The organism is Hymenobacter gelipurpurascens, assembly GCF_900187375.1.
Lineage (GTDB): Bacteria > Bacteroidota > Bacteroidia > Cytophagales > Hymenobacteraceae > Hymenobacter > Hymenobacter gelipurpurascens.
On the sequence record NZ_FYEW01000001.1, the window covers coordinates 1,390,936 to 1,415,856 of the forward strand.

The following is a 24,921-nucleotide window of genomic DNA, read 5'->3' on the forward strand; positions in this document are numbered from 1 at the left end:
CCTGCTCACGGCCATTCAAAACAGGAAAGCCCCGACAACCAAGCGGTTATCGGGGCTTTTCTATGCGAGCTTATAAGCAAGCTGCTAGGCCACTTTGCCTACCAGCCACACTGGCCTAGCGCTGGTTTCGGATGGCAAAATCGTTGAAGGCTACGGTAGCCGAATCAAGACCTTGCGCCAACAGGCCTACACGCACGCCTCGGTCCCAAGGGGGTAGGTATTCGCCATTGAGCGCAAAGCTATCCAGCAGCACGGGCTGCCAGGTGCTGCCATCGGTGCCGTAGGTGAAGCGGAAGCGCTGGCCCCCCCAGGCCTCCAGGCGCAGGTGCAACGTAGGGCCAGCCGGCAACGTGAGCTTAGCCAGGCTCTGGTGATGCCCGCCTTTCACATGCCACACCTGCAGGGTGCCGTTGCCGGCCACCAATGCCAAGGCATTGTCGGGGTCGCCGATGGCGCACAGGCCCGCGAAGGTATCGTGGTCCAGAGAAGAGGTAGCCAACGAAGTGGTAGCCTTATACGTGGCCGTGAACGTGCGCTGGGCCACTACTGAACCAATTCCGCGGGGGTTGGCCGTAAGCAGCAGCTGGCCATCGGCTACGCCTACTTCCGGCTGTTGCCCGATAGGCCACTGCCAGGTTCCGGCCAGACAATTGCCCGCAAAGTTTTCCGTGATATTCAGCACGCGCACATCTTTCAGGGGTGCCGCCTGGGGGCTGTTTCCCTCAAACTCCGGCCAGCCTTCCGCATTGAATGTAAACTCACTTAGGATGCCTTGGCGGCCTACAAACTCGTGGCTTTGGTTGTAGTACGCATGATGCAGCAGGAACCAACGGCCCTGGTACTGGGCCACGGTGCCGTGGCCGGGGCACTTCCAGGTAGCATTTTTCTTAAGAATTGGGTTCTGCGGGCACTTTTCCCAGGGGCCCAGCAGGCTCTTGGCCCGCGCTACGCCGGTAGCATAGGTGCAGCACTTACCGCAGCAGCCATTGCCGGCATAGAACATATAGAAATAGTCATCGTGCCGGATGATGGCCGAGCCCTCCACCAAGCAGCCTTCCCAGGTGCTGGGGTCGTTGCGGAACAGTTCTACCTTCTTGCCCACCAAAGCGGTATGGGTGTCGTTGATGCGCTGCGCCCAGATTGGGGTGGGGTTTTGATATGCATTGCCATCTTCCTTCCACACTAGGTACAGCTTACCATGCTCATCGCGCATCGGGAAGCCATCAATAGAGCCTTGGCGCTGGCCTACGAGGGGGCCGTGGTCGGTGTAGGGGCCGGCCGGATCATCGGCGCTGGCTACCCCAATGGACAGACGGCCGTTGCGGCCTTTTTGGCGGGCCGTATAGTAGACGTAGGTCTTACCGTTTTCGTGGAAGATTTCGGGGGCCCAGAAGTTGGTGCCTGCCCACTCCGGAATGGTGTCAGTGGTCGGAAAAACGTGGCTGACCAGCTCCCAGTCCACCAGATTACTCGACTTAAACAAGGGGAACACCGGCCCCCACTCCGCCGACGTAGCACTGGCCCAGTACGTGTCACCGATCTGGGCGATGGTGGGGTCAGGAAAGTCGCCGGGCAGCACGATATTGGCATACGACGTGACAGGCTCGGAAGCAACTGGCGGTGCCAAGTGCACGGCCGTTTGGGTGGCCTCGTTCGAGGCACAGCCCTTCGGAGGAAGGGAAAGGTCGGCTGCAAAATGAGCCGCAGATTCTACTGTGAAAGACACAACAGACGGGGAAATGGGGAGGACGGGAAACAAGGAGCAAGAACGGGAGCAAGCTACCCGAGGGGTGGCCTACTCCTTTGCCGAAGCCCGCAAACAGGCGGCTTCAGAAGCGGGAGCCTACCTAGCTCAACAGCTAGGCCATCTAATGTACTAATAGAATTGAAATATTCCTGCATTTGGAAATTTTGACTACCGCACTATATCCAGCCACAGCCAACAGCATTTTAGAGCAAACCCAACAGACAAAGTTGCTATAATTCTTCCAACAGCAAGAAATAAGAGCCATTCATTCCATACTGCACTAATGATAACTGAGCATAATCCGAGCCATTAAGCTCGTCAAATAGATAAATTTATTTATAATAAATTATAATTTTACCTATAAAAATGAAGTGTATGTATTGGCAAAAGCCTACAAGCTCCCTCCTATCGTGATGCCATCAGAATAGAAAGCATAGTTCCGGGCGATACCTAGGCCACGAATAAGAGGCTGCTAAGTGCTCTGGCTACTGTTTTTCATAAAGTGGCTTCGGAAAAATAGACTCCGACAGTTACAGCAAGTTTTTGGGGCAATAGATGAAATACTGAGGCAACGGTGCAACGCTTTTCTACATCTAGAGTGGTAGTTGCGCCTCCTATTGTCGTGCCCTCGCCGACCATACCATGCTTTCCCAATGGGTGATAAGCGGCGAGCAATGCGGGTTTTAACCCCCAGGATGCAAGGATTTCTGCGCTTCGTTCAAGAAAATGAAAATAAATATCAAAGGTACCTTGCGTCACATAGTACCTTCTACTATATTTGTCTCAGTGATTGGTTGAACAATGGCGTTGGCCCTCGCTTGCACTGCTGCAGGCCCCGGCCAATGCCCTACCATCCCTCCCGGCATCAATCGGATGCTGGCGCTGCCGAAGCCCGGCGTGGCCTATGCCACGGGGCTGCACGCGGCACGGGCTGGGCCAGGTCTTTTCTCTAGGCCTCTTTTCTGATTGATTTCCTGCAACGAGCATCCGGCGGAACCGCGGCCACCGGACACAGCTCCCTCTTGCCCGAAACTTCCACTTTTCCTTCTTCCTGATGACTTCCTCTACGCCTTTCGGCCGGACCCTCCAGGGTCTGGGGTTCCTCGCTATGCTCTTTCCGTTGGCCGCCGCCGCTCAGCAGCAACCTGCCGGCTCTATCCAAGGCACCTTACTCGATCAGGCCAACGGCCAACCGGTACCCTTTGCTAACGTGGTGGTGCTGCGCGCTCAGGATTCGACATTCGTAATCGGCGCGGCATCCGGCGAAAACGGGGGCTTTTCGCTCTCTACACTTGGTTTGGGCACGTATATAGTAAAGGCCTCGGCCATTGGCTACCAGGGCCTGCGCCGCACGGTTGCTTTGACTTCAGCTGCTCCCAATGTGCGTTTGGGCACCCTGAAACTGGCCTCTACCGCTACGCAGCTTGGCGGCGTAACGGTGCAGGGTGAGCGGGCCGCCGTGCAAGAAAGCCTCGATAAGAAGGTAATTAATGTAGAAAAAGACCTGAGCAGCGTGGGTGGCACCGCCATAAATGTGCTGCAAAACGTGCCCTCCGTAACCGTGGCGGCCGATGGTACTGTGAGCATGCGGGGCAGCTCCAACATCACCATTCTCATTGATGGCAAACCCAGCAGCTCGGCCAACAGTGGCGCCGGCGGCAACCGCCTGGAGCAGATTCCGGCCAGCTCCATTGAGCGTGTAGAGGTTGTGACGAACCCTTCGGCGCGATATGACGCAGCCGGTGCCGGCGGGGTGCTCAATATCATCCTCAAAAAGCAGAAAAAAGATGGCTGGAACGGCCAAGCCATGCTCAACCTGGGTTCACGCGAGAAATATAACCCCAGCCTGAGCCTGAACCGGCGCGTGGGCAAGATGAACACGTTTGCCTCGCTGGACCTACGCGACGACACCTACCACAGCCGCATGTGGAGCGACCAGTATACCACCCTGGAAAACCAGGAGCTGCGCACCTACCAGCAGGGCAACAATGTGCGCCACACCAAAAACACCAGTGGCCGCATAGGTTTCGATTATACGCTGCCCGCTAACCAGAGCCTTACTGTGACGGTAGAGCCCAACTTCAACCACTCCAATAACGCAGGCACGCAGCTGGCCACTCTCAGCGGAGCCACCAATGCCCGCATCGGGAGCACGTTTGGGGTAGTAGAGAATGTCGATAACATCGACAACTCCGTGGATTATCGCCGCACCTGGGACGCGCACAAGGGCCGCGAGTTGACTGGCAACGCCTACTACAGCTATCTGAATGCCGATGTAGTAGTGGCCCAGCGCAACACCGAAGGCAGCCCCGACCTGCTGGAATGGAAGCAGGACCTGGACGTGAACCTGCACGCGGTGGGTGGCCAGGTAGATTACGTGCATCCTTTGGGTGAGAAAGCTCGCTTTGATACGGGTCTGAAAGGCCAGTGGCAGACCAACAGCGGCACCGACGATTTCCTGCGCCAGCAGACCGACGGCCCCGGGTTCAACCGCCTGCCCGACCGCTCTTACGCCTACGATTTCAAGGAATACACGCAGGCTGGCTACGCTACCTACCAGCAGGAAACCGGTAAATGGACCATGCAGGGTGGCCTACGGGCGGAGTACACGAACACCAGCGGCAAAGTGATTGGCGGCAATGGCCCCTTCAAGCTCGAATACCTGAATCTGTTTCCTTCCGCCTCCGTAGCCCGCAAGCTCTCCGGCGCCGATCAGCGGCTGCAGCTGAGCTACTCGCGCCGCCTCAACCGCCCTGGCTTCATGCAGCTGCTGGCTTTCCCGCTCTACCAGGACCAGCGCAGCTACCGCATCGGTAACCCCACGTTGCGGCCCGAATACATCAATGCGCTGGAGCTAGGCCACCAGGTTACGATGGGGCAGGCGTCCTTGACCTCCACCGTGTTCTACCGTCACACTACCAATGCCATTCAGCGCTTGGTGCGGCTTGATACGATGGCCACGCGCCTCTACGGAGCGGGTGCGGTTATCACGGCGCAGTATGCCGCCAACTTTGGGCAGGCCACCAGCTACGGCGCGGAGGTTTCCCTGAACCAGCCGGTGGCTAAGTGGTGGCGCCTAACGGCCAGTGGCTCGCTGTTCCAGAACACCGTGACGGCAGCCACCGGCAACGAAGCCAACCGCCGGGTAGTGTCGGGTACGGCTCGCCTGATGAACTCCTTCACTCCCACGCCCAAGCTGGATATTCAGCTGACCGGCAACTACCGCGCTGCCGCCGTCACGGCCCAGGGCCGCATTGCACCGGTAGGCTCTATGGATATAGCCCTACGCCAGCGCCTGTTCAACGACCGGGGCGCCGTTACCTTCCGGGTGTCCGATGTGTTCAATACCCAGCGCAACCTCACTGAAACCTTCACCAACGACTTCCGCGCCACTTATTACAACAAGTGGGAGTCGAGAGTGGCCTACCTGGGCTTGTCGTGGTACATGGGCTCCAACAAGCCGCCCAAGAAGATTGAAAACCAGCCTCAAGGAGGTGGCGGTGGCTTCGGTGGCTAATTGCTGGCAACGGCTGAGTCTCTCTGAAAATATTTTTTCCGTCCGATGTAACTTTTACGAAAATAAGCGGTGTCCACAACAGCAATGCACCGCAGAAGCCCTCTACTGTTACCCCGACAAGCGCAAAAGCTCATCAGAGAACAGTCCAGAAAAGACTTGAAAAAATTGTAGAAATATTTCTCACTTCTCAGGCATCCTTTTCAGTCTCCCTAACATCTATCTTATAGCTAAGCATTTACCGGCAGACAGGTAGCTACTTCTGCCGCTAACACCGCTCCTACTTCGGCCCGCGGCAACTTTCCTCCCGGATAAGTTATGGCCACCCGCCCGCCGAATGTGCCTTACAACCAAAGGGTACAGCTGCCCAGGTTGCCGGCGCTATTCCAGGGCTTCTCGATAGCCTCTGCCCTTTCTCCTTCCTCTTTTACTGTGCTTGTTTTCGGCGGGCCTGCGGGTGCAGGTAGGCCGACAGGTAGCTCCTTGCCAACATTTTTCTCCTTCAACTCATGAAAACTTCCCTGCTTTCCCGCCTGAGCCTTTCTTGCCTGCTGCTGGCTCTCCCAGTTTCCATGGCCTTTGCCCAAACCTCCGTCTACAGCGAGGCGCCCATCATCGCCAAAACCGGCTACTGGACTCTGCAAACCGATACCCAGGCCCGCGACCACACGGTAGTACGCTTCTACAACGACCAGCACGAGCTGTTGTATGAGGAGCAGCTGAAAGGGGTGTGCCTCGATCCTTCCAAGAGCTTGGCTGCCCACCGCCGCATTTCCCGCATGCTGGGCACCACGCTGCAGCAAGTACAGCGCCTGCACAACAACTCGGTGGTTTCTACCAACATGGTAGCCCTGAACCGCCACACCCAGCGCCTGTACGCTATGCAATAGCCGTTGGCTTCTGGCCCGCTTATACTATCCTATGTTATCCGTTATCCGCAGTTTCTGCTTCTGCTAGGCCAGTCAGAAACGCTCTCAATACCTAATTAGTAGCCTAATGCAGCGCCGCATTTGCGCGTGCTCCGGCCTCCGCCCTGTAATGGCGGGGCTCCGTCCCACCAGACTCCTGGCCTAGAGGCCACCCGTCAGCCTGGGCTCGACACCAACTCCTTGCATTTCCTGACCGTCTCCGGCCCCTTCCGGAACAGAACCGCGGCTGCCCGCCAGGCACCGGGGACGGCCACGCCTTACTCTTTCATTTCGCACCTCACCATGAAAACTTCCTTTGCCATCCGTACCCTGTTGGGCCTTTCGCTTCTTTTTGCCGGCCGCGAGGCGGCTGCCACTCAGCCCAAGGCCAGCGCCAGCGGCACCATCAGTGGCCGCCTGTTCGATGGGGAAACCCAGGAGCCTATTCCGCATGCCAACGTGATTCTGCTGCGCGCTTCCGACAACCGCTTCGTGAAGTCCGTGGAAACGGATGCCAACGGCGTTTTCAGGGCCGACAAGCTGCCCCTAGGCCAGTACAAGTTCCGCACTACGGTGCTCGGCTACCACTCCGTAAACCCCATCGTGGCTTTTCATGCGCGCCGGACACAGGTGGCGCTGGGTTCGGTGGTAATGGTGCCGCTCAGTACGCCTCAGGTTGCCCGCGCCAACAAGCAGGAGTGGGCACAACGGAACCGCGCCGTAGCCCAGCTGGAGCCTCGCCGTCCCGCCGTTCGGGTGCGCTCCTAGCGGAACCACACCGTAGGCCAGTGCGCCTGGCGTACTAGCCGGGGCAGCCTGCCGCTTTCCAGGCCACTGCTTTCGCCCGATGGGCTGCTCCCAGGAGTAGCTCATCGGGCGAGCTGTTTTTCGGGCGGGGCGGGCGCTTTTTGGGTTACACCTGGCCTAGCGAGGTATTAACTTGCGCCTCTCCTTGAGAGAAGCAGCCCCACTTATGGCCGCCACTCCCCTCCGTCGAATAATACTAAGAGGTATGCAGGCCTTCGTTGCCTTTATTCTGCTGCTGATGACCGGTACGCTGGTGCCCGTGAACCGCGACTTTCGGCAAACGCCCGGTGGCATCCCTGTGTTTGTGGTTTCCAACGGGCTGCATACCGATGTGGTATTGCCAATGCGGGAGGCGCGCACGGGCCAGGACTGGCTGCAGGAGTTTCAGCAACCCAGCCTCACGGCCCGGTTTGCGCACTACCCATATGTGGCCTTCGGGTGGGGCAATGAAGGTTTTTACCTGGGCTCAATGGGCGGCAAATTCCCCGGGCCGAAGGCTGTTCTGGGCGCGGTTTTTCCTTCCAAAACACTCATGCACGTCGATTTTTACCGAAGCGCACCGAAAGCCGGACACCGTGTGGTGCCTCTCCTGATATCGGCGCAGCAATACCAACGCCTGACGAGCTACGTGCGCAATTCCTTTAGCCCACCCGACAGCCTAGGCCAGTACCAACTGCGCCAGCCCGCCGGCTACTCACCCGAAGACTTTTTCTTCCGGGCCCGAGGCCGCTACCATGCCCTGCGCACCTGCAACGACTGGACAAACCAGGGCCTGCGCAAGGCCGGGCTGCGGGCCGCGCTCAAAGCTCCTTTCGCTGCATCTGTGCTCTTCCAAGCTCAACAGGTAGAGCCTGTTGAGGAGAAATAACTAAATATCAGACAATTTTTCAGGTTTTTTTCCTACTTATCCTTGTTTCTCTTACGAACTCCACAGACAATTTCTGCGCTAATAGAGGGGTAATACTTAGCACATTATATTACTTTTTTACAATGTTGGATGTCCACCGGGAAGTATTGCCAAACGGATTCCTTCTAATCCTCTCACCAGACACGTCTTCTTCCGATGATGTGAAACTTACGCGCGCCCTACACCGGGCTAGTCGAAGCGATAAACCAGCTATTCTGGTTGATTTCAGCCTGGTGAACACTATTTCTGAAGAGACTACTGAGTTGCTACTGGCCTACGCCTTTTTGTTGCATGCCCAGGACCGGCGCCTGATTTTGTGCCATGTGCCCCAACCGGTGCAGCACCACTTCATTTATCTGGATGCGGCCTCCCAGCCTCTGCTGGTTCCGTCGTTGCTGGATGCTATTCAGGAAATAGACTTTGAGGCCGGCAGAAGCCATATATACTACGAGCCGTCGCCAAACTAGCGGCCGTTTGCGCCCCTCTGCCGATCTAAGAAATACGTGCGAGACAGCTCAGGAAGTGGCCTAGGCCACATTTACCATGAGGCCCGTTGAAGTCAGACGGCCCGTTGTACCTTCGCGTCATCATTTCGCACACTTTCTGATGAGCGCCCAAAAACCCAGCATCCCCCGCGGCACCCGCGATTTTGGCCCGGCCGTGGTGGCCCGCCGCAACTATATCTTCGGTATTATTCGTCGCACGTTCGAGAAGTTCGGCTACGCGCCCCTCGAAACTCCGACGCTGGAAAACCTCTCGGTACTCACCGGCAAATACGGCGAGGAAGGCGACCAATTGCTCTTTAAAGTCCTGAACTCCGGCGACTTCGCCAAGGATGTAACGCCCGAAGACCTGGCCGCCGATAACCGCAGCAAGTGCCTGCTACCCAAAGTAGCCGAGAAAGGCCTGCGCTACGACCTCACGGTGCCTTTCGCGCGCTACGTGGTCATGAACCGCAACACGCTGGTATTCCCCTTCAAGCGCTACCAGATTCAGCCCGTGTGGCGCGCCGACCGCCCCCAGCGCGGCCGCTACCGTGAGTTTTACCAGTGCGACGCCGACGTGGTAGGCACCGACTCTTTGCTGTGCGAGGCAGAAATTGTGCTCATGATGTCGGAGGTGCTGACTGGCCTAGGCCTCACGGAGCACACCATCAAAATAAACCACCGCCGCGTACTGGGCGCATTCTACCAGGCACTCGGCGGCGAAGGAACCGAGACTGATCTGTTTACGGCCATCGATAAGCTTGACAAGATTGGGCGCGAAGGCGTGGAAAAAGAGCTGGCCAGCCGTGGCTTCTCGCCCGAAGCCACGGAGCGTCTCTTCGACCTACTGGGCGTAGGCGGCGACTTTGCCGAGAAGCTGGAGCGCCTGCTCGCCGCCTTCGTGACGGCCGGCGTAGAACCCGATAACGCCGACGGCTATAAAGGTCTGCAGGACCTGAAGCGTGTGTATGATTACCTGGTGAGCTTCGGGTTCGATAAGTTTGAGAACCTGGAGTTTGACGTGACGCTGGCCCGCGGCCTGAGCTATTACACGGGCTGCATCTTCGAAATCAAGATCAACAACGTGAACATGGGCAGCGTGAGCGGCGGTGGCCGCTACGATAACCTCACGGGCGCCTTCGGGCTGCCCGGCGTGTCGGGCGTGGGCTTCTCCTTCGGCGTTGATCGGCTTTACGATTGCCTCGAAGAGCTGAACCTGTTCCCGGCCGATGCCGCCACTACCACGCGCTGCTTGGTCGCGAACTTCGATGCCGAAAGCGAAGCGGCGGTACTGCCGGTGCTGCGCCGGCTGCGCGAGGCCGGTATCCCGAGCGAGCTGTTCCCGGAGTCAGGCAAGCTGAAAAAGCAGTTTCAGTACGCCGATCAAAAAGGTATTCCGTACGTGCTGCTGCAGGGCTCTGAGGAGCGCGCCGCTGGCCAGTTTAAGCTCAAAAACCTGGGCACTGGCCTGGAAAGCACCGTCTCGCTGGATGAAGTGCTAGCTGAACTAACTAAATAGCAAGCGGCTGGAAAAGGGCCTTTACCATTGGTGATGGCCGATAATGAAAATGCCTCCCACTGATATAGTGAGAGGCATTTCTTGCTTTATTCCGGCAGGCCTATACGGCCTTCTTGACCTTCATATGTGCTTTGTGAATATCCTGGCCAACTTTAGTACGGCCGATTTTATGCGTGGTTTCCGTCACCTTGGAGCCGTTCGGCCGCATTACCGTTTCGGTGGTGGTAGTAGCGCCGGTGGCTTCATTTTTCACCTTCTTGGTTACTTTCTGGCTGCCGTCGGCGCTGGTTTTGACGTTGGTTTTCACATCTCCCTGAGCTATAGCGGATGCAGCAAAGGCAACTGCTATCAGCATGAATGCAATGCGTTTCATAACGAAAGCTGTTAAATGGTTGAAAGAAAATTTTCAGTTGAAGTAACAACCTACTTGGTGAAGGAAGCATGAAAATTTTGGCACCCAAACCAATCATATATAATTGATAAACAGATTATTACTACGAACTATTTAAAGTCCTTTTTTCTCTCGCCTTATAGTTCCTGTTAGTCCATTCTTGCCCTGCCGGGCCTAGTGGCACCCGGCTATCTTATTGCTTACGACCAGATAAGGGAAGGCTCTTCGCAGCCCGATAGCTTAATTGTATAAGGCACTTATGGCGGCTTCGGCTCTGTAGGGGATGCGGTTTTTTGTTCGACCGGAAAAGCCCACTTTTGGCAATCCATCTGGCCCCACCCGCCGCTCCTTCTCTGCCACCCCATGTCTCAGGATCATTCCCTTACTCCGTCTGCTCGCCTCGATCTAGATACGCTAGGCCACCTGCTGCGCACCAATGCCACTGTGGTTCTCAGCGAGGAAGCCCGCCAGCGCATTGCGGCCTGCCACAGCTACCTGCACGCGCGCCTCGAAGCCACCCCCGATGCGCCCATCTATGGTATCAATACCGGGTTTGGAGCGCTGTGCAACAAGGCCATTGCCGCCGAGCAGCGCCAGCAGTTGCAGGTAAACCTAATGATGTCGCATGCCTGCGGCACCGGGGAGGAAGTGCCCGCCGATCTGGTGCGCCTGATGTTGCTGTTGAAAGCTCAAAGCCTGAGCTACGGCCACAGCGGCGTGCAGCTCAGCACCGTGCAGCGCCTCCTCGATTTTTATAACCGCGAGATGCTGCCAGTGGTGTATCAGCAGGGCTCGTTGGGCGCCAGTGGCGATTTGGCACCGCTAGCCCACCTATGTTTGCCGCTGCTAGGCCTAGGTGAGGTAAACTACATGGGCTACCGCCTCTCCGCCACCGATGCCATGAGCCTATTTAGCTGGGCTCCGCTCACGCTGCAAGCCAAGGAAGGCCTAGCCCTGCTGAATGGCACGCAGTTTATGCTGGCCTACGCCGTGCACTGCCTGCTGCGCGTGCAACGCCTGCTAAACGCGGCCGACGTCATTGGGGCCTTGTCTCTGGAAGCCTTTGGAGGCCGCGCCGAGCCGTTTGATGAGCGCCTGCACCTGATTCGGCCTCACGCCGGGCAGCTTACCGTGGCCCAGCGCGTACGAGAGCTGTTAGTGCAAAGCGAACTGCAGGAGCAGCCCCGCCTAGCTGTGCAGGACCCCTACTCTTTCCGGTGCATGCCCCAGGTACACGGCGCCTCCCGCGATGCCCTGGCCTACGTGCAGCAAGTGGTAGAAACCGAGTGCAACTCCGTAACCGACAACCCCAACATTTTCCCCGACGACGATGCCATTCTGAGCGGCGGCAACTTCCATGGGCAGCCGCTGGCGCTGGCACTGGATATGCTGGCCATTGCCACGGCTGAGTTGGGCAGCATATCGGAGCGGCGCACGTACCAGCTCATCAGTGGGCAGCGCGGCCTGCCGCCGTTTCTGGTGGCAGAGCCGGGCTTGAACTCCGGCTTCATGATTCCGCAATACACGGCAGCTGGCATCGTGAGCCAGAACAAGCAGCTGTGCACGCCCGCTTCCGTTGACAGCATTGTGAGCAGCAACGGCCAGGAAGACCACGTAAGCATGGGGGCCAATGCTGCCACCAAAGCCCGCCGGGTAGTAGAAAATGTAGAGCAGCTGCTGGGCATTGAGCTGCTGAATGCCGCGCAGGCCCTGGCTTTCCGCCGCCCGGCCCGCACCTCCGAGGCATTAGAACAAGTAGTGACGGCCTTCCGCGAGAAAGTACCCTTCGTGAGCCAGGACCGGGTGCTGTACCCCGATTTGCATGCGGCCGCGGCCTTCGTGCGGACGTATCAGTGGGAATAATGTATTCTCGGTGAATGGCTTAACGCCTATTTTAGACGCTTAGCAAACGCAACAGCCCACGTCTTCCGTTATGGCATGGTGAAGAAGAGTTTATTCCTGCTACTGACTTTCTGGACTGCTACCCTGACCTGTGCTCTACACGCCGTAGGCCAGTGCGTGAACACGCCTAACTCTGGGGCGAACTTCCGGCTATACGATGTAGCTACCAAGCAGCAGGTGCAAACACTGTGTGTAGGCCGGCAGGTGCGCCTCAAAGATGCCAGTGGCCGCCAGCTAGACCCCGCCCAGATCTACTACCAGAAAACCAGCGCGCTCGTATGCAGCGGCTTCACCGATACCAGCACGTTTTACACCCCTGCCGCCGCCGGCAAAATCACGATTACCCAGAACACGCAGAACCCTCTGCCCAATAGCTCGGGCCTTATTTTTGGCCGCGAGTATGAAGTAAAAGCCGCCCCACCACCTGCTTTCGAGGTGGTATCGTGTGCCTCTGGCTCGGTGCAGCTAACGGTAACAGATCAAACCTATGATCAATACAGCGTGACGATTGGTGGAGTGGCCGTACAGCCCAACCCACGGCCCAACGCTCCGGTTACCTACGCTACGAATGGGGCTACTGCTGTAACGCTCACGGGTTCCTACAACTCGCCCACACTCTGCTCCAACCAATCAACTAAGACGTTCACATCGCTCCCGGCACCTCAGCGGCCAACTATTCAGCGTCTTACGGCACAGAATAACGGGAGTGTGGAGCTTCAGTTCGCCGCCTTGCAGCCGGAATACAAGTATGCCCTTCAGCTCAGTGAGGGCCCGGCCGGCTACCGCACTGTGGCAACTGTGGCGGCCCCGGTGGCTGGTTACTCGGTGCCCAATACGCCCAAACTAGGCTGTTACCGACTGGTGCTAACAGATGCCTGCCAGGCCAGTGTGGTATTAAGTTCGGCAGATGTCTGCTCGGTATCCCTCACGGCGGCTTCCCTGAATGGCCGGAACCGACTGACCTGGACGACCAGCCAAGCCGGCACTTTTGAAGTCAGCAGAAACGGGCAAGTGCTGGTACAACTACCTGCCGGAACTACGCAGTACGAAGATACTAATGTGACCTGCGGAGTGGCCTACACGTATCGGGTTACGGCCCTCAACGGCTCCGTAGCCTCTGTTTCTAATGAGGCAGTAGTAACCACTGCTTCCACACTCACACCGGCAACCCCGCAGCTTACGGCCTCCTTCAACCTGCGCAACCAAGTAGTATTAACGACGACCACCCCACTTACTCCTACTGGCGGCCAGCTCCTTTACCTGCGCAATGGCTCAGAGTTGCGTACTACTGCCAGCCGCACGCTGCTTGACTCCACGCTAACTCTAGGCGCCACGCCGCAACCCGTGTGCTACACGGTGCGGTTTCTGGACGAGTGCGGCAACCGCTCAGCAGAAAGTGCTCCTGTGTGCCCGGTGCTACTTACTGCCACCGCCGCCAACGAAGATGGAACATTAGTCCGGCTAAGCTGGACGGCCTTGCGCGGCCCCGATCCGGCCGCACTGCCTAGCTACCGGGTGCAGATTCTCTCGCCCAACAATACCGTGCTCGGCACTATTGCAGCGGGCCTTAGCCTCACGCTCCCGCCTTTTCCGCCTCTGGCCGGTCAGCTGGATCAGCAGGAGCTTCGCTACCGCATCGAGGCCATTGGGAGTGGCCTAGCAAGCCCCAGCTATTCCAATATAGCCACTATTACCAGGTCCGTGAAGCTGTTTGTGCCCACTGCTTTCACGCCCAATGGCGACGGTCTGAATGATGTACTGGAGCTTAAAGGACGCTACCTCAACAACTTCCGGTTTGTAATAATTGACCGCAACGGACAGGAAGTGTTCCGGGCCACTACCCGCGCCCAAACCTGGGATGGTCGCATAGGCTCTGCTTCGCCGGTGCCGGGCGCTTATGTATGGCGTTTTGAGGCGAATGACCAAAGCGGCCAGCGCGTGGCCCAACACGGCACCGTCACAATTTTACGGTAGCCGCGTGGTGAGTTTCTCGCTGCATACGTACGCGTCATTCAATACCTTTGAGCCCCGAATGTAGCCGGCGCTTCTGCTGGCCATCGGTTTCTTTCCTTTTTACATATTTCCGCCAAGACGATGTTTGATATAATGGGCATGATGGGCTGGCCCCCTGAAAACCCGCTTAAAAGCCCCTTCAAGGGGCTTTTTTGGTGTCTATGCCGTTCCTGTAGCAACTTCTGGGGCAGATTTGCTACAGTCCCTGGGAATAATACTACACCGGCGGCGCCTCCCCCGGCAGACGAAATTGCACTATTGTATTTTTCCGCGCCGCGCCCTGGTGTGCGGAGCCCGGTCTCGCGCCGTTCGGACGCCCGATTCGTCCGAGGCAAACTCCGCCTTAAATGCCTCCTCTGGAGAAGATCAACCTTCAATAAATTCATCGCGCACGCGCATTTGACTTTAAGAGAGCTTTATTATTAAACGCTTTAAGGGGCTCCACAACTATTTGATTATCAGCATTTCCTGAGAGGTATTCTGGAAAAACCTGCAAATGGGTTACACTCTACCGTGGAAAAATCTGCAAAAGGTTACACCCTACCGTGGAAAAAAAAGCAACGGGTTACGGAAAAATCTGCAACGCTGGCAACAACTATCAACTGGACCCGTACCTTTGCTCAAATTTCACCAACCGACCTCATCAGAATATGACAGAAGCCAGAACAGCCCCCGCCACTGAGCAGATTCCCGGTGTCCGTTACGATGCCACGAAGCGGAAGTGGAAGGCGCAGGCACGAATCGGCGGGGTGGTCCGCAACCTTGGCTATCACCTGGACGCTGCCGACGCTGCCGACGCTATTGCCCGGACAAAGGCGCAACACGAGCCAGTCCACAAGCCAAAGGATGAGTTGACAACGATGCTACGCCAGCGCCAGACGCGCTCCAGCAACCGCCAGGTGGTGTTCCTGTCCAACGACTTCGTCTGCCAGCCCTGGGGGCTCAACGAGCTCCAGGCGAAAGCGTTTGCGCTGACCTTGGCTTCGCTCAACCATAAGGACGACAAGGACCCGCTCACGATTGCCTTCCAGGTGCAGCAACTGTTTCCGAACTATGAACCCAAGCACTACCGCGAGCTCCACCGCACCGTGCACGCGCTGGGGGATATGATGGTGATGATCTACCACAACAAGCACGTGGGCGAGCGCATTAACGTCTTCAGCCAGCTCAAGTTCGATATGAAAACCGGGCTGATTTGGGGCTCCTTTACCCCTGCCATCCAGCCGTACATTATGCCCCTGTTGGAGCGCGGTAACTTCACCGCAGCGCAGCTGGCGGACTTGCTGCGCATCCGCGGCGCAGCCGCCCACAAGCTCTACTGGTTGTTGGTCTGTCATGCGCGGGATGGGGTTGGTAACTGGAAAGAGGGCTATGACTCCTTGCGCCAGTTGCTGTGCGCGGACAAATACCCCGTCTTTGCGGACTTTCGCCGCTATATTCTCAAGCCTGCCTGCGACGAGTTGACTGAGACTGCCTATGGTTTTACCTTCCATGCGGTCGAGGAGCATCGCATTGGTGTGCGAGTCACGCAGGTGGAGTTCCGCTATACGTACAAGGCGACCAGTGTGGAAAAGCCAGCGAAGCCCGCCAAGGCGGGGCGGGCGGAGAAGCGAGAGGAGGATTTTCAGGAGTTCCTCGACCACTATCGCGGCGTGCCCCAGTGGTTCAACCTGTACGAAAAGATGGCGGGCACTCCTGCCCAGCGAGATGGTCGCACCGCCAATGGTTACACGCCCGTCGCCATGGATGCCGCCGCCGCCCAGAAGATATTCCGGTACGTGGTCCAGGACAGCAGCCGCGTGAAAAAGTTAATTGACCTGCTGAATCCTCTCGTCGTCCAGCACGGGCTGACGAACATGGATCGAGTTATGCGCGCCGGGCACGTGATGAAACAGATCAAGCACGCCTTTCCGGATCTCTTCCCTGCCAAATAATATTTTTTTGCCTCATTTGCTTGGAGTATTCCAAAACACTCTTACCTTTGAGCTATGTTCTTCATCGACCCCAAAACTATGCTCCTCATGTCCAGACCAAAACGCAATTTGGACCAGGACTGGCAGGAGTTGCGCGAATGGGTGCAGCAACACCAAGGCATGATCCGCCTGAACGGAGTCGCCCTGAAAGCCGGCGTGAGCCCGGAGCTGGTTACTTCCTTGCTCCTGCGGGATCCCGAGAAGATCCGCGCTGCGCGGGGCTTTGACCGGCTGGACTCCTTGCTGGAGGTCTTCATGGTGGAGCCCTTCGGCTACCGTCCCTCCTGGATCGAAAAAATGTGGGCAAAGACATAGCCCCTTTTTTTACCCGTATTGCCTGTAATTCTGCAAACACACAAGCATTTTCTCCTCCTCCTTATCCTCATTTCCATGGAAGACATTACCACCACCGCCGAGCAGTTGATCGAGGAGCTGGAGCAGCTGCTCGACCGCCACGAGACGCTCACGTTTAACCGCCAACGCCTGGGCAACGGCATTATCACCTCGCTGAGCTCGGGCACCACGATTCTGCTCCAGTTTGCCAGCGTGGACCTGCGCTCGCTGCTGGAGCAGTTGTGCCATGAAGCGGACATCGAGTTTTCTGGTCGCTGCTACCATACGGATGGCGAGTACGGCGGGCAGCGGATGGAGAGCTTTGACGATGGCGAGTCTGACGAGGTGAGCGCCGAAGAGATCCGCGGCAGCTACGAGAGCCTGCGCACCAATGCCGCGCAGATCCAGCAGGCCTAGGACGAGGAGCAGCAGGCGCGCGGCTAGCACGCCCCGCTGGCTGTGGGAGCTCTTCAAGTCGCTGCACTCCTATCCAAAAAACGCCGAGCTGGTGCTAGCGGCGGTTGTAGATACGGAAGCGATGCCGCTGGAGGAGAGGACCGGACACTAGGACTGGGACTATGTGGTCTGGTGTAAGACGTCACTGCTGACCGGCACCCACCGCCTCCCGCTGGACCTGGACCAATTCGAGGCACTCTGGAGCGGAGACTTCGAGGAGGGCTCCGTGCATGAGGAGGACACGGTCCAGCACTTCCGCCGCCTCCTGAAGACCAAGCTGGATTCCCACTACCTGCTCGTCCTGGAGCGCTACAAGCGCCTCTGCCAGCGCCAGCTGGGCACCTCCAACGCGTAACCGACTTCTCTCCCTCTTCCTTTTCTCTCACCTCTACCTCCCTATTTCGATGCCGCTGACCACTGCCACCGCTCAATTCATCGATCAAGTAGACGCCCGCCTGCAGCAGGCTGCCCCGCTGGGCACGCTGCAGCTCACCAAGCGCCGCACGCCCGGCAGCCGGCTTGCCTACCACGCCGAGTTCGGCGGCATAACGGTGGCGCCCACCGCGCCCCGCCGCGTGCGCTGCGGGCTGATCCGCCTGCTCCAGCCGCTGGTGGTGGAGCTGGCAGCGTGCCGGGAAGGCTTCCGGATCCAGGCGGAAACCTTCGTCAGCGCGGCGCTCATCACCATCCAGGTGCGCGTGCTACTGCGGCGCCCGCCATCGCTGGTGCAGCAGTTGGAAGAGGCGGATCAGATGCACCTGACGACGCTGCACGTGCGCCTGGCTGCCTGGCGCCAGAAGCTCAGCGTATTGGTTCCGATGCAGAGGCTCACGCTGGTTGCCGTGGTGGACGAATAGCGCAGTGAGCCGGCACACAACATCTTCACCTACCAGCGCTTCCGCCTCGGCAACCACCGCCTGTCCTGGCAGCTGGAGGAGGATGAGTTTGAGGCGCTCGTGGGCAGCCGTGGGTTGTACGTCGCGGGGCTGATGAGCCAGCGGCGCACCGTAGCGGAGCTGCTGCCTGCCTAAGAATTGAAACGTTCTATTCACTCTCTGGACCAAGTCGGTACCCTGCGCACACGTCCGGGGCTCACCCTAAAGCGCCTACTTCACAAAGACTGCGGCGCTTCCCTGTCCTCTGCTTAGTCCTCAACACACTCACATCAACCACTTTTTCAAATCACCACGAAGTCATGACACAAAAACTCGGAGTCGGAGAAACTTTCTATTTACCAAACCCACAACCAAATACAGAGAACTGCCACCTTGAATTTACAAGTCATTTCGTGGACCTGGTTTACTACATCCTCAAGCCACAAGCACAGGATATAGAAACCTGGAGGAGTGCTCCTTTGCGCTTAGCAGTGTTCGAAGCTGAGTCAGGTGTTCCTTTTGTGGCGGGTGAGTTTCAGAATAAAGAGAAATGGTCTTTCGATGCGCCAGTGAACGTGCTCAAGGTCGCGACGGAACAGCCTCGATGGTGGCAAAGTGAGGCAGGTAGCATGTTTAATATGATTTTGGTGAATGCAGTTACAAACAAGATTGTCGCACTGCGACAGCTCTCTGTCCAGTCTGGCTTAGTTGAAAAATTGAGCAATAGCCTAGTCGAGCAATCGCAGCGGTATCAACACTTCAGGGAGGTGGATGCTGCACACCGACGAGCTACGATCCAATTTAGCACACTTCAGATGCTAAGAGGATAAGCGCTGGCGACCGGAGAACCCGTATTAAGATCCCAGTAACATCATGTCCAGAAAACAAGAACTACTGACCCGCTTCACCACCAGCAGCATGGACACGTCGAAATCCTACCACTGCGGAGACCGGCATAAACGGGTACGCGAATACACGACGCACTACACTGTCCAGAGCATTGCTACCCGAAAAATCTACCGCTTTAGCGTCACCAGCGTGTTCGACGCGGGCAAGGTAATCTCTCGCCAGAATGCACAGGATCACGCGGAAATGAGTCTAGACGAACAGGATGCTCGAGAGTTGGTGGACCTGCTCAGCACACGCTATAACTACATCGAGATGTAGTCGAGGACTCTACTCCTCACTCACAAATGGACCACTCCAACACCATCCCCTCAAACTACGCGGAAGCGCTCCTCGCCACACTGGCAGTGCTCCTGCAGACCACCCACGCCTCGTGACGCTCCAAGATGAAACGGGCGACCTCACGCAGCCAGAGTTGCCGCCGGCCCCGCCAGCTGCAATCCTGTTTAGCTTGGTCCGCGAGGCGAACGTGCACTATCTGCTCCGGCATCTCGACCGGGTTCTACGTTAAGGCATGCAGCAGCTGTGGAAGCTAGAGCACCGGCTGGGGACTATTACGGCGGATGAATAATTTGCCACGAAAAAGCCGGCAGATATAGAGTCTGCCGGCTTTTTGCTGCAGGGTACGGAAGGTGGAGGCGCCCAACCACTTACTACTTGGTAGCCACGGCGGAGCCGCCCTTTTCCTAGTCGAACTTCTTTAACTCCTCCTCTAACACTATTACTTGCTTTTCAGAATACCCCCTACCCTGCTTAGATCGGTGAGAGAGGTAAACCACCGCAACGCATGGGGTCCATTTAAGCTACTGCTCTGCTAGATTAAGGGCATAGTACGTTCTACTACTAGTTGCTTCAATTTCAACAGTCCACCATTGGAGATCTTAGTTGCAGAATGCTGCTACCTCTTCCAAAAGCTGTTCCAGCTGCCCCACATCCAGCTTGCTTATCCGCAATCGTAGCTTGCCTGGTTGTTTATAATTTCGTGTCCAGGTCCTACCGCGTGCCAGGAGCCAGGAAAAAAGCCGTGGCGCCTCGCAGGTAATTTTCAGGTGAATATTTCCGCTGATGCCGCCCCCCGCCTGATTCCGGGGCAGCCTGAAGCTGAGGACTGCTCGGCCATCGATGGAAGTTACATTGAAGCTCACCCGCACTCTGCCCCGTCCGCCGCTCATGATGACCAGCGCCTGCATCTGCTCGTGAAGATTAGGCAGGGAAAGCTCAAGGAGGCAGAACCGGGACGGGGTGTGCGACGGAGGCATACAGGCACAATTAAGAGAGAGTTTGGTGCAGCCGCGCATTATGAACCAGCTGGCACACTTCCCTCAGACAGCGAGGCAAAGCGTACGATGCGAACCAAGACTTCTACGAATTGCCTCATGTCTTCTGCCCGCGCATGCTGGACCCGGTCACTTACTTGATGGCATCGTGCCCAGGTCGGGCAGGAGGCTCGTTTTGTTGCCTGCAGCGCCTTAAGTTCCTCAAAGGGCAGAGTGCCCAGAACAGCGCTTGTGGAGATGCCCCAATGTCGCAGAACCGTGGCGTCGTTGAAGGGCGTGTTGACGATGGCGATCGGGGTCGTGATCACCTGCTGGAGCTGGGCCAGCGCCAGGTCCATGTACACGGCGGTGCCAAAGGCAGTCAGCTCCAGGTTGACACAGAAGGCAACCTCCCCCAGGGCGCCCTCGTGGATACGGCGTGCCAGCTGGCGGGAGCCCGCCCGCTCAAAAGAAACGATCTCCTCGGCGTCCGTGAAGACGATATACACGTGGCGGTCTGCCGGTGGATCAGCGTGCAGGCGGGCAGTGAGCTCCAGCAGGTTGGCGCAGGAGGCGGTGTTGTCGTTGCAGTTTTCCGAGCGCACGTTCGACACGTCGTGGTGCGCCAGAAATACCAGGCTTGCCCGTAGGTCTGGGGTCTGGGCGGGGATGTGGACCATCACGTTCACCAGGTGGGGAATGTCGTCCCGCTGCTCGTTGCGCCCCGTGGCGTCGTAGGCATCCACCTGGTAGGCTACGCCCAGCGCGTCCAGAGCGTGGAGCAGGTAGCGCACCCGCGCGTTGACCGGGTCTATCTGAGGGGAGTGCGCGTTGAAGTCGGGGGATAGGGCACACATCTCCTGCAGGTATGCGTAACTGGTTTTCATAAGCAGCTGGGCTGAAATGGGATGATTGCGGACGGCATAAGCCGGAAAAGTCAGATGCAGAAAATCAGGGTATTCTGCAACTCTCCAGCTCGGTACACGCTTGCCACACCCAACTTGGAGGGGTACTGGTCCAGCAGGGCTGCATTGTGGGCGGGCGAGTGCCGGTACGTGCACAGTATCCAGGTTTCGAGGTCCGGTTTCTCCTGGAGGCTAAGCCCCCGAAACGAGGCGTTAACTCCGCGACTATAGGAATACAGCACTCTGGTTTCCTCGTACCGGTGCCCGGCAGCTGCCAGCCGCGCCCGGGGCGAGGCATAACCCCGCTGGTTGTGCCCGTGCTTGGCATGCGTCAGGTTGTAAACTGCCTGGTCGCGTGCCGCACGGCAGGCAGTTGTGCTCAGGCGCAGGATAGGTAGCCCCCTACTTTCCCGGTAGGCGTTTAACTGGCGCAGCAGTTTGTCTGCGCTGCCAACCTCTTCATATCGGGTGGTGCTGAGTGTAGTAGCCCCTGTGGTAAGTTGAGGTAAGCCAGGAAGTGTTGCCAAGCTGGGATGCAGCCGCGAGAGCAAAATGAGCAGCAGGATCATCATCGCGCCGACAACTGAATGGCTGGATTGATGCGCAGGGTGCCGGCTTCCAAGCTAAAAGAACGGGGCTCGTTATCTGCCCCATTAAGACGCAGCGATATGCCTTTACCCGCCTGCAAAGCTGTAGCCACTGGCTCGGGCATGGGGTTCTGCACAAAGTAGAGCTGCAGGTGCACACGCGAGCGATGAGCTCCGGGCTGCAGGCAGGCAACTTGCTGGTTAACTAGTGAAGCACGGTAGCTCCCGACTGGGGTCGTCAGCAGCAGGTTCGCGCCGGCGGCGTAGCTCGGACTTTGGTCGAGGGCGGGCAGTGGCAGATCCAAAACTAGGTAGTCTACCTCCCCAGCATCAAGGAAGAACAGCACGGCGGGGGCAACACTTTCTCTAAATGGCAGCATCCGCCGTGCCGGCGCCACCGAGGTACTTGCTCCGGACAGTAAGGGCGCCGCGACAGCATGGGCAAGTAGGACAGCTGCCACAAGGCATCGAGGGAGTAATTTAAGCTTGTGCGCAAGCCACATAAGGAAGCGTGAAGAGTAGCTGGTGGGAACTGAGGAGCCGAAAGGGCGCCTTTATCCCTCTAACGAGCTATCTGTATTCTGTGGTATCACCAGCTTCTAATATAATATTACTTCAACTGCAGCCAACTGGGCACGTACCCGAACGGGGGCCCCATGAAAATGAGGAGCAAGCCATCCAACCGATCCCAGTCGCGGCGCAAGCGGCTGGCGTGGGCATCGCGCAACAGCAACGCGCTTGCAACTTCCGGGCTCAATCCCGCGCTTCGGGCTATTCCAGCCATTCGCAGGAAGCTTTGGTGTTCCTGCACCCAGGCGCGAAGCTCGCTCCAATCCTGCTCCAGGTTGCGCTGGTCACGAGTGGCTTTCAGGATCCACTCCGGGTTTAAGTAGTACATAATCAACTGCGAATTTACTATACGAAGGTACGGCCTGCTTGTCATATAACAGACACATCACGATACTAGGCACAGTGATGCTGTCCTAGAGCATAGGCGTGCGGAGTTAGCAGCGAAATTTTTTCCCACCCCCTCCCTGGGGTCGGGGTGGCGGACTTCCTGGGCGGGGTAGTTGAAAAAGTGATACGGCTATAGGAGCCGGGTGAAGGTGAGGAGAGCTTGCTCATATGCCGTATCACTTTTTGAAGAGAGCAAACCAGAAACCAGCTCCCAGCAACCAAGCAGAAGACAACAGGGATCCCCCACCCCAGGGAGGGGGTGGGAAAGAAATCCAAGAAAAAAGCAGGGCAGCCGCCAACCTTCCCGGATTTCAGGTCAATAAGCACCAACGAGAGAAAAAGCAGAAGCACTTCCTGCTACATACTCCACAATCGAGTCCCTGCCCCATGCCCAAACGCGCCAACGACCCCGAAAAACTGATCTCCACGAAGATCCGCACCAGCACCCGTCCGAAGTTGGACATTCTCAAGAAGCTGCACGGCACTAAGTCCGACTACGATATGCTCAAGATCGCAGTGGATCTCGCTTTCATCACCGACCACGCTCGCATCACCGCCTTGGCGGAGCTGCTGCAGATCGAGCTGCCCGCATAAGCCATGAACGACTAAACTGAAGACTTCTGCCATCGCCTGAAGCGCGCCATGGACCTGATCAACACGCTGGATCCTCGCACCAAAGTATTGCTCTGCGCTACCATTGAAAAGGAAGAGATCGTAGCGCTAGAGACCTGCTTAACCTCACCCCGCGACGTCCCCCGATGGAGCGGGGAGTGGACGCGTTCCGACGTGCTATCCTTTCCCGAGCTTCTGGCGCTTGGTGAGACTACCGCAAGGGATAAATGGTGGCACATGTTGCTGATCGCGAATGACCTAAAGGATCTAAGCCGGAGGCGATATGATCGCTACGGTATGCGTGAGGTGACCATCCCAGATCTGAAGGAAGACCTTCAGCGCATGTACAATTTTCGTCAGATTCGCCTCCGAATCATGTTGGCCGGCACTCGCACTGCCCGAGTGTAGCCCACAAAAAAACCGCCCTGGGAATTCGACCTCCCTGAGCGGTAAAAATAGCACACCTTGCCGTGCCACGTATTTATGCCATTCAGGGAATAAGTTTCTCCGAACTGCTCGAAAAAGACGGCTACAGCCGCACGTACATCAAAAATAACGTCTGGAAATATCATCACATCCTGACCAAGGTGCTGTTCAAGTCGGTCATTTACCGCAACAGCCCCGGTGAGTACGTGAAGATCAACATCGCCGGGCTCGACCGTGACCTGGGCAACTCGAAGATCAAGGGCAAGCGGATCCGCTTCTCCACACAGATCATCCAGGACCTGACCAAATGGAAGATCCTCAAGAAGAAGTATCTCCACAAGCAGAACGAGGACCTCTCATTTATGACCACCGTCTTCCTGAAGGTTCCCCAGGAAGTGCTGGCGAAGGGCTGGCAGAAGGCACCGGTGGCGAGCCCGCTGGATCTGGTCCGCGCCCGCAAAACCGACCGTGCCCCGCTCTCCGGGGTGTACCTGCACATCCAGCGTTACCTAGCGCAGGTCTCCATCGACGCCGACGCGGCGCGCGCGTATGCCGACCACGCCCGGGCAGTGGGGCTCCCCCTGAGGAGCAAGCGCAAGGGCTACATCCTCCACCAGGATCGGGTAGTCGACCAACAGGTTCACTCGCACTGGATGATGAGCATCGACGAGGTGGAACAAGGTAACTTCGAGCTCAAGGTGGACGCCACCAAGACGGGGCGGCATTTCACCTCGTTTACCAACCTGCCCCGGGAGCTGCGCCCCTTCCTGCGCATCAACGGGCGCCGCGTGGTGGAGCTGGACATCCGCAACAGCCAGCCCCTGATCTTCGGACTGAAGTTGAAGGAGCTCTACGGTGACCAGGTGCCCGAAGACGTCCAGCACTACCTCAACTTGGTCCAGCAGGGCACCTTCTACGACACCATCAAGGACTTCATCCTGGAAGCCAAGGAGGTCGTCCAGGAGGAAACCTTCAAGACGGACTTCTTCGCCCGCGTGTTCTTCTCCACTGAAAACGTGGATTACAAGTGGCGAAGGATCTTCGACCGGCACTTCCCCAGCGTCTCCCAGGCGATCACCCAGATGAAGCTCCAGGACTACAAGCTGCTAAGCCATCACCTGATGCAGGCGGAAGCTCAGCTACTTGTCCACCAAGTGGCAGCCCGCCTCTACCGGGAAGGCACGGTGGAGTTCTTCACGCTCCACGATGCCATCTACTGCCCGGCGGACGTGGTCGACGAGGTCTACTCCATCATAAACGAAGAATACCAAGCGGTGGGACTACAGGTCACCATCAAAGACAAACCGCTCACCCGACCCACCATCGAGCAGTTGCTCGACCAGGCAGCTTAAACCACCCACACTATGAAGAACACCAGCATTTTTGAGGCGGATTACTGGGGCACTTGTACCTACGACACTAGCAGCTACAGCTACCGCAAG

Annotated in this window: 24 protein-coding genes; 17 read left to right on the forward strand and 7 right to left on the reverse strand. The window is 57.4% G+C overall.

All coding sequences use genetic code 11. The annotated features are described in order from the left end of the window. Positions 1–115 precede the first annotated feature (115 nt). Entirely contained in the window at positions 116–1,726 is a 1,611-nt protein-coding gene (locus tag CFT68_RS05885) for a family 43 glycosylhydrolase (protein WP_245815288.1), read from the reverse strand. Positions 1,727–2,801: 1,075 nt separating this feature from the next. On the opposite strand from CFT68_RS05885, the gene CFT68_RS05890 reads away from it, so the two are divergent. From CFT68_RS05890 to hisS, 6 genes are all read left to right on the forward strand, one after another. Beyond that, positions 2,802–5,264: an outer membrane beta-barrel family protein gene (locus CFT68_RS05890; RefSeq protein ID WP_088842462.1), complete on the forward strand. Its 2,463-nt coding sequence runs from the start codon at positions 2,802–2,804 to the stop codon at positions 5,262–5,264. Positions 5,265–5,770: 506 nt separating this feature from the next. Then, on the forward strand, positions 5,771–6,151 hold the full coding sequence (locus tag CFT68_RS05895; protein WP_088842463.1) for a hypothetical protein: 381 nt from the start codon (positions 5,771–5,773) through the stop codon (positions 6,149–6,151). A 321-nt stretch (positions 6,152–6,472) separates the two neighbouring features. Next, a complete protein-coding gene (locus CFT68_RS05900; RefSeq protein ID WP_141106463.1) occupies positions 6,473–6,937 on the forward strand; it encodes a carboxypeptidase-like regulatory domain-containing protein in 465 nt (154 codons plus the stop codon). A gap of 244 nt (positions 6,938–7,181) precedes the next feature. After that, on the forward strand, positions 7,182–7,844 hold the full coding sequence (locus CFT68_RS05905; RefSeq protein WP_170934709.1) for a TIGR02117 family protein: 663 nt from the start codon (positions 7,182–7,184) through the stop codon (positions 7,842–7,844). 200 nt (positions 7,845–8,044) lie between these two features. Continuing rightward, entirely contained in the window at positions 8,045–8,350 is a 306-nt protein-coding gene (locus tag CFT68_RS05910) for a hypothetical protein (protein WP_088842466.1), read from the forward strand. Positions 8,351–8,489: 139 nt separating this feature from the next. Continuing rightward, positions 8,490–9,887, forward strand: a complete 1,398-nt coding sequence (gene hisS, locus CFT68_RS05915; protein ID WP_088842467.1) for a histidine--tRNA ligase — start codon at positions 8,490–8,492, stop codon at positions 9,885–9,887. A 100-nt stretch (positions 9,888–9,987) separates the two neighbouring features. Here the strand turns inward: hisS and CFT68_RS05920 are convergent, their stop codons facing one another. Next, complete coding sequence (locus tag CFT68_RS05920) at positions 9,988–10,260, reverse strand: hypothetical protein (RefSeq protein ID WP_088842468.1); 273 nt, start codon at positions 10,258–10,260, stop codon at positions 9,988–9,990. 381 nt (positions 10,261–10,641) lie between these two features. On the opposite strand from CFT68_RS05920, the gene hutH reads away from it, so the two are divergent. The 9 genes from hutH to CFT68_RS05965 all read left to right on the forward strand — a co-directional run bounded on the left by hutH (position 10,642) and on the right by CFT68_RS05965 (position 18,997). Beyond that, positions 10,642–12,141 (forward strand): histidine ammonia-lyase, encoded by a 1,500-nt coding sequence (gene hutH, locus CFT68_RS05925; RefSeq protein ID WP_088842469.1) that lies wholly within the window; start codon positions 10,642–10,644, stop codon positions 12,139–12,141. A 75-nt stretch (positions 12,142–12,216) separates the two neighbouring features. Further along, positions 12,217–14,154 (forward strand): T9SS type B sorting domain-containing protein, encoded by a 1,938-nt coding sequence (locus CFT68_RS05930; RefSeq protein WP_088842470.1) that lies wholly within the window; start codon positions 12,217–12,219, stop codon positions 14,152–14,154. Between the two features lie 584 nt (positions 14,155–14,738). Continuing rightward, the gene (locus CFT68_RS05935) at positions 14,739–16,127 is read left to right on the forward strand and encodes a replication initiation protein (RefSeq protein ID WP_141106464.1); all 1,389 of its coding nucleotides are present in this window, start codon (positions 14,739–14,741) and stop codon (positions 16,125–16,127) included. Between the two features lie 87 nt (positions 16,128–16,214). Next, positions 16,215–16,481, forward strand: a complete 267-nt coding sequence (locus CFT68_RS05940; RefSeq protein ID WP_141106465.1) for a hypothetical protein — start codon at positions 16,215–16,217, stop codon at positions 16,479–16,481. 75 nt (positions 16,482–16,556) lie between these two features. Then, positions 16,557–16,916, forward strand: a complete 360-nt coding sequence (locus CFT68_RS05945; RefSeq protein ID WP_088842473.1) for a hypothetical protein — start codon at positions 16,557–16,559, stop codon at positions 16,914–16,916. A 163-nt stretch (positions 16,917–17,079) separates the two neighbouring features. Then, positions 17,080–17,310 carry a hypothetical protein gene (locus CFT68_RS05950; protein ID WP_088842474.1) on the forward strand — a complete coding sequence of 77 codons (231 nt, stop codon included), beginning with the start codon at positions 17,080–17,082 and terminating at the stop codon, positions 17,308–17,310. Positions 17,311–17,359: 49 nt separating this feature from the next. Beyond that, on the forward strand, positions 17,360–17,812 hold the full coding sequence (locus CFT68_RS05955; protein ID WP_088842475.1) for a hypothetical protein: 453 nt from the start codon (positions 17,360–17,362) through the stop codon (positions 17,810–17,812). 338 nt (positions 17,813–18,150) lie between these two features. Then, positions 18,151–18,660, forward strand: a complete 510-nt coding sequence (locus CFT68_RS05960; protein ID WP_088842476.1) for a hypothetical protein — start codon at positions 18,151–18,153, stop codon at positions 18,658–18,660. 43 nt (positions 18,661–18,703) lie between these two features. Then, positions 18,704–18,997, forward strand: a complete 294-nt coding sequence (locus tag CFT68_RS05965; RefSeq protein ID WP_141106466.1) for a hypothetical protein — start codon at positions 18,704–18,706, stop codon at positions 18,995–18,997. A gap of 620 nt (positions 18,998–19,617) precedes the next feature. Here the strand turns inward: CFT68_RS05965 and CFT68_RS05970 are convergent. From CFT68_RS05970 to CFT68_RS05990, 5 genes are all read right to left on the reverse strand, one after another. Then, complete coding sequence (locus CFT68_RS05970; RefSeq protein WP_141106467.1) at positions 19,618–19,995, reverse strand: hypothetical protein; 378 nt, start codon at positions 19,993–19,995, stop codon at positions 19,618–19,620. 38 nt (positions 19,996–20,033) lie between these two features. Further along, positions 20,034–20,879, reverse strand: a complete 846-nt coding sequence (locus CFT68_RS05975) for a M28 family peptidase (RefSeq protein ID WP_088842479.1) — start codon at positions 20,877–20,879, stop codon at positions 20,034–20,036. A gap of 50 nt (positions 20,880–20,929) precedes the next feature. Then, positions 20,930–21,469, reverse strand: coding sequence for a CAP domain-containing protein (locus CFT68_RS05980; protein ID WP_141106468.1), 540 nt, complete (start codon positions 21,467–21,469; stop codon positions 20,930–20,932). Next, on the reverse strand, positions 21,466–21,831 hold the full coding sequence (locus CFT68_RS05985; protein ID WP_088842481.1) for a hypothetical protein: 366 nt from the start codon (positions 21,829–21,831) through the stop codon (positions 21,466–21,468). Before CFT68_RS05985 ends, CFT68_RS05980 begins: the two co-directional genes overlap by 4 nt. 263 nt (positions 21,832–22,094) lie before the next feature. After that, positions 22,095–22,382 carry a hypothetical protein gene (locus CFT68_RS05990; RefSeq protein ID WP_141106469.1) on the reverse strand — a complete coding sequence of 96 codons (288 nt, stop codon included), beginning with the start codon at positions 22,380–22,382 and terminating at the stop codon, positions 22,095–22,097. Positions 22,383–22,828: 446 nt separating this feature from the next. Here CFT68_RS05990 and CFT68_RS21915 point away from each other — a divergent pair, with 446 nt between their 5' ends. Together CFT68_RS21915 and CFT68_RS06005 are read left to right on the forward strand one after the other, a co-directional pair. After that, a complete protein-coding gene (locus tag CFT68_RS21915; protein WP_088842483.1) occupies positions 22,829–23,035 on the forward strand; it encodes a hypothetical protein in 207 nt (68 codons plus the stop codon). Positions 23,036–23,523: 488 nt separating this feature from the next. Beyond that, the gene (locus tag CFT68_RS06005) at positions 23,524–24,831 is read left to right on the forward strand and encodes a hypothetical protein (RefSeq protein WP_088842485.1); all 1,308 of its coding nucleotides are present in this window, start codon (positions 23,524–23,526) and stop codon (positions 24,829–24,831) included. The last annotated feature ends 90 nt before the right edge of the window (positions 24,832–24,921 follow it).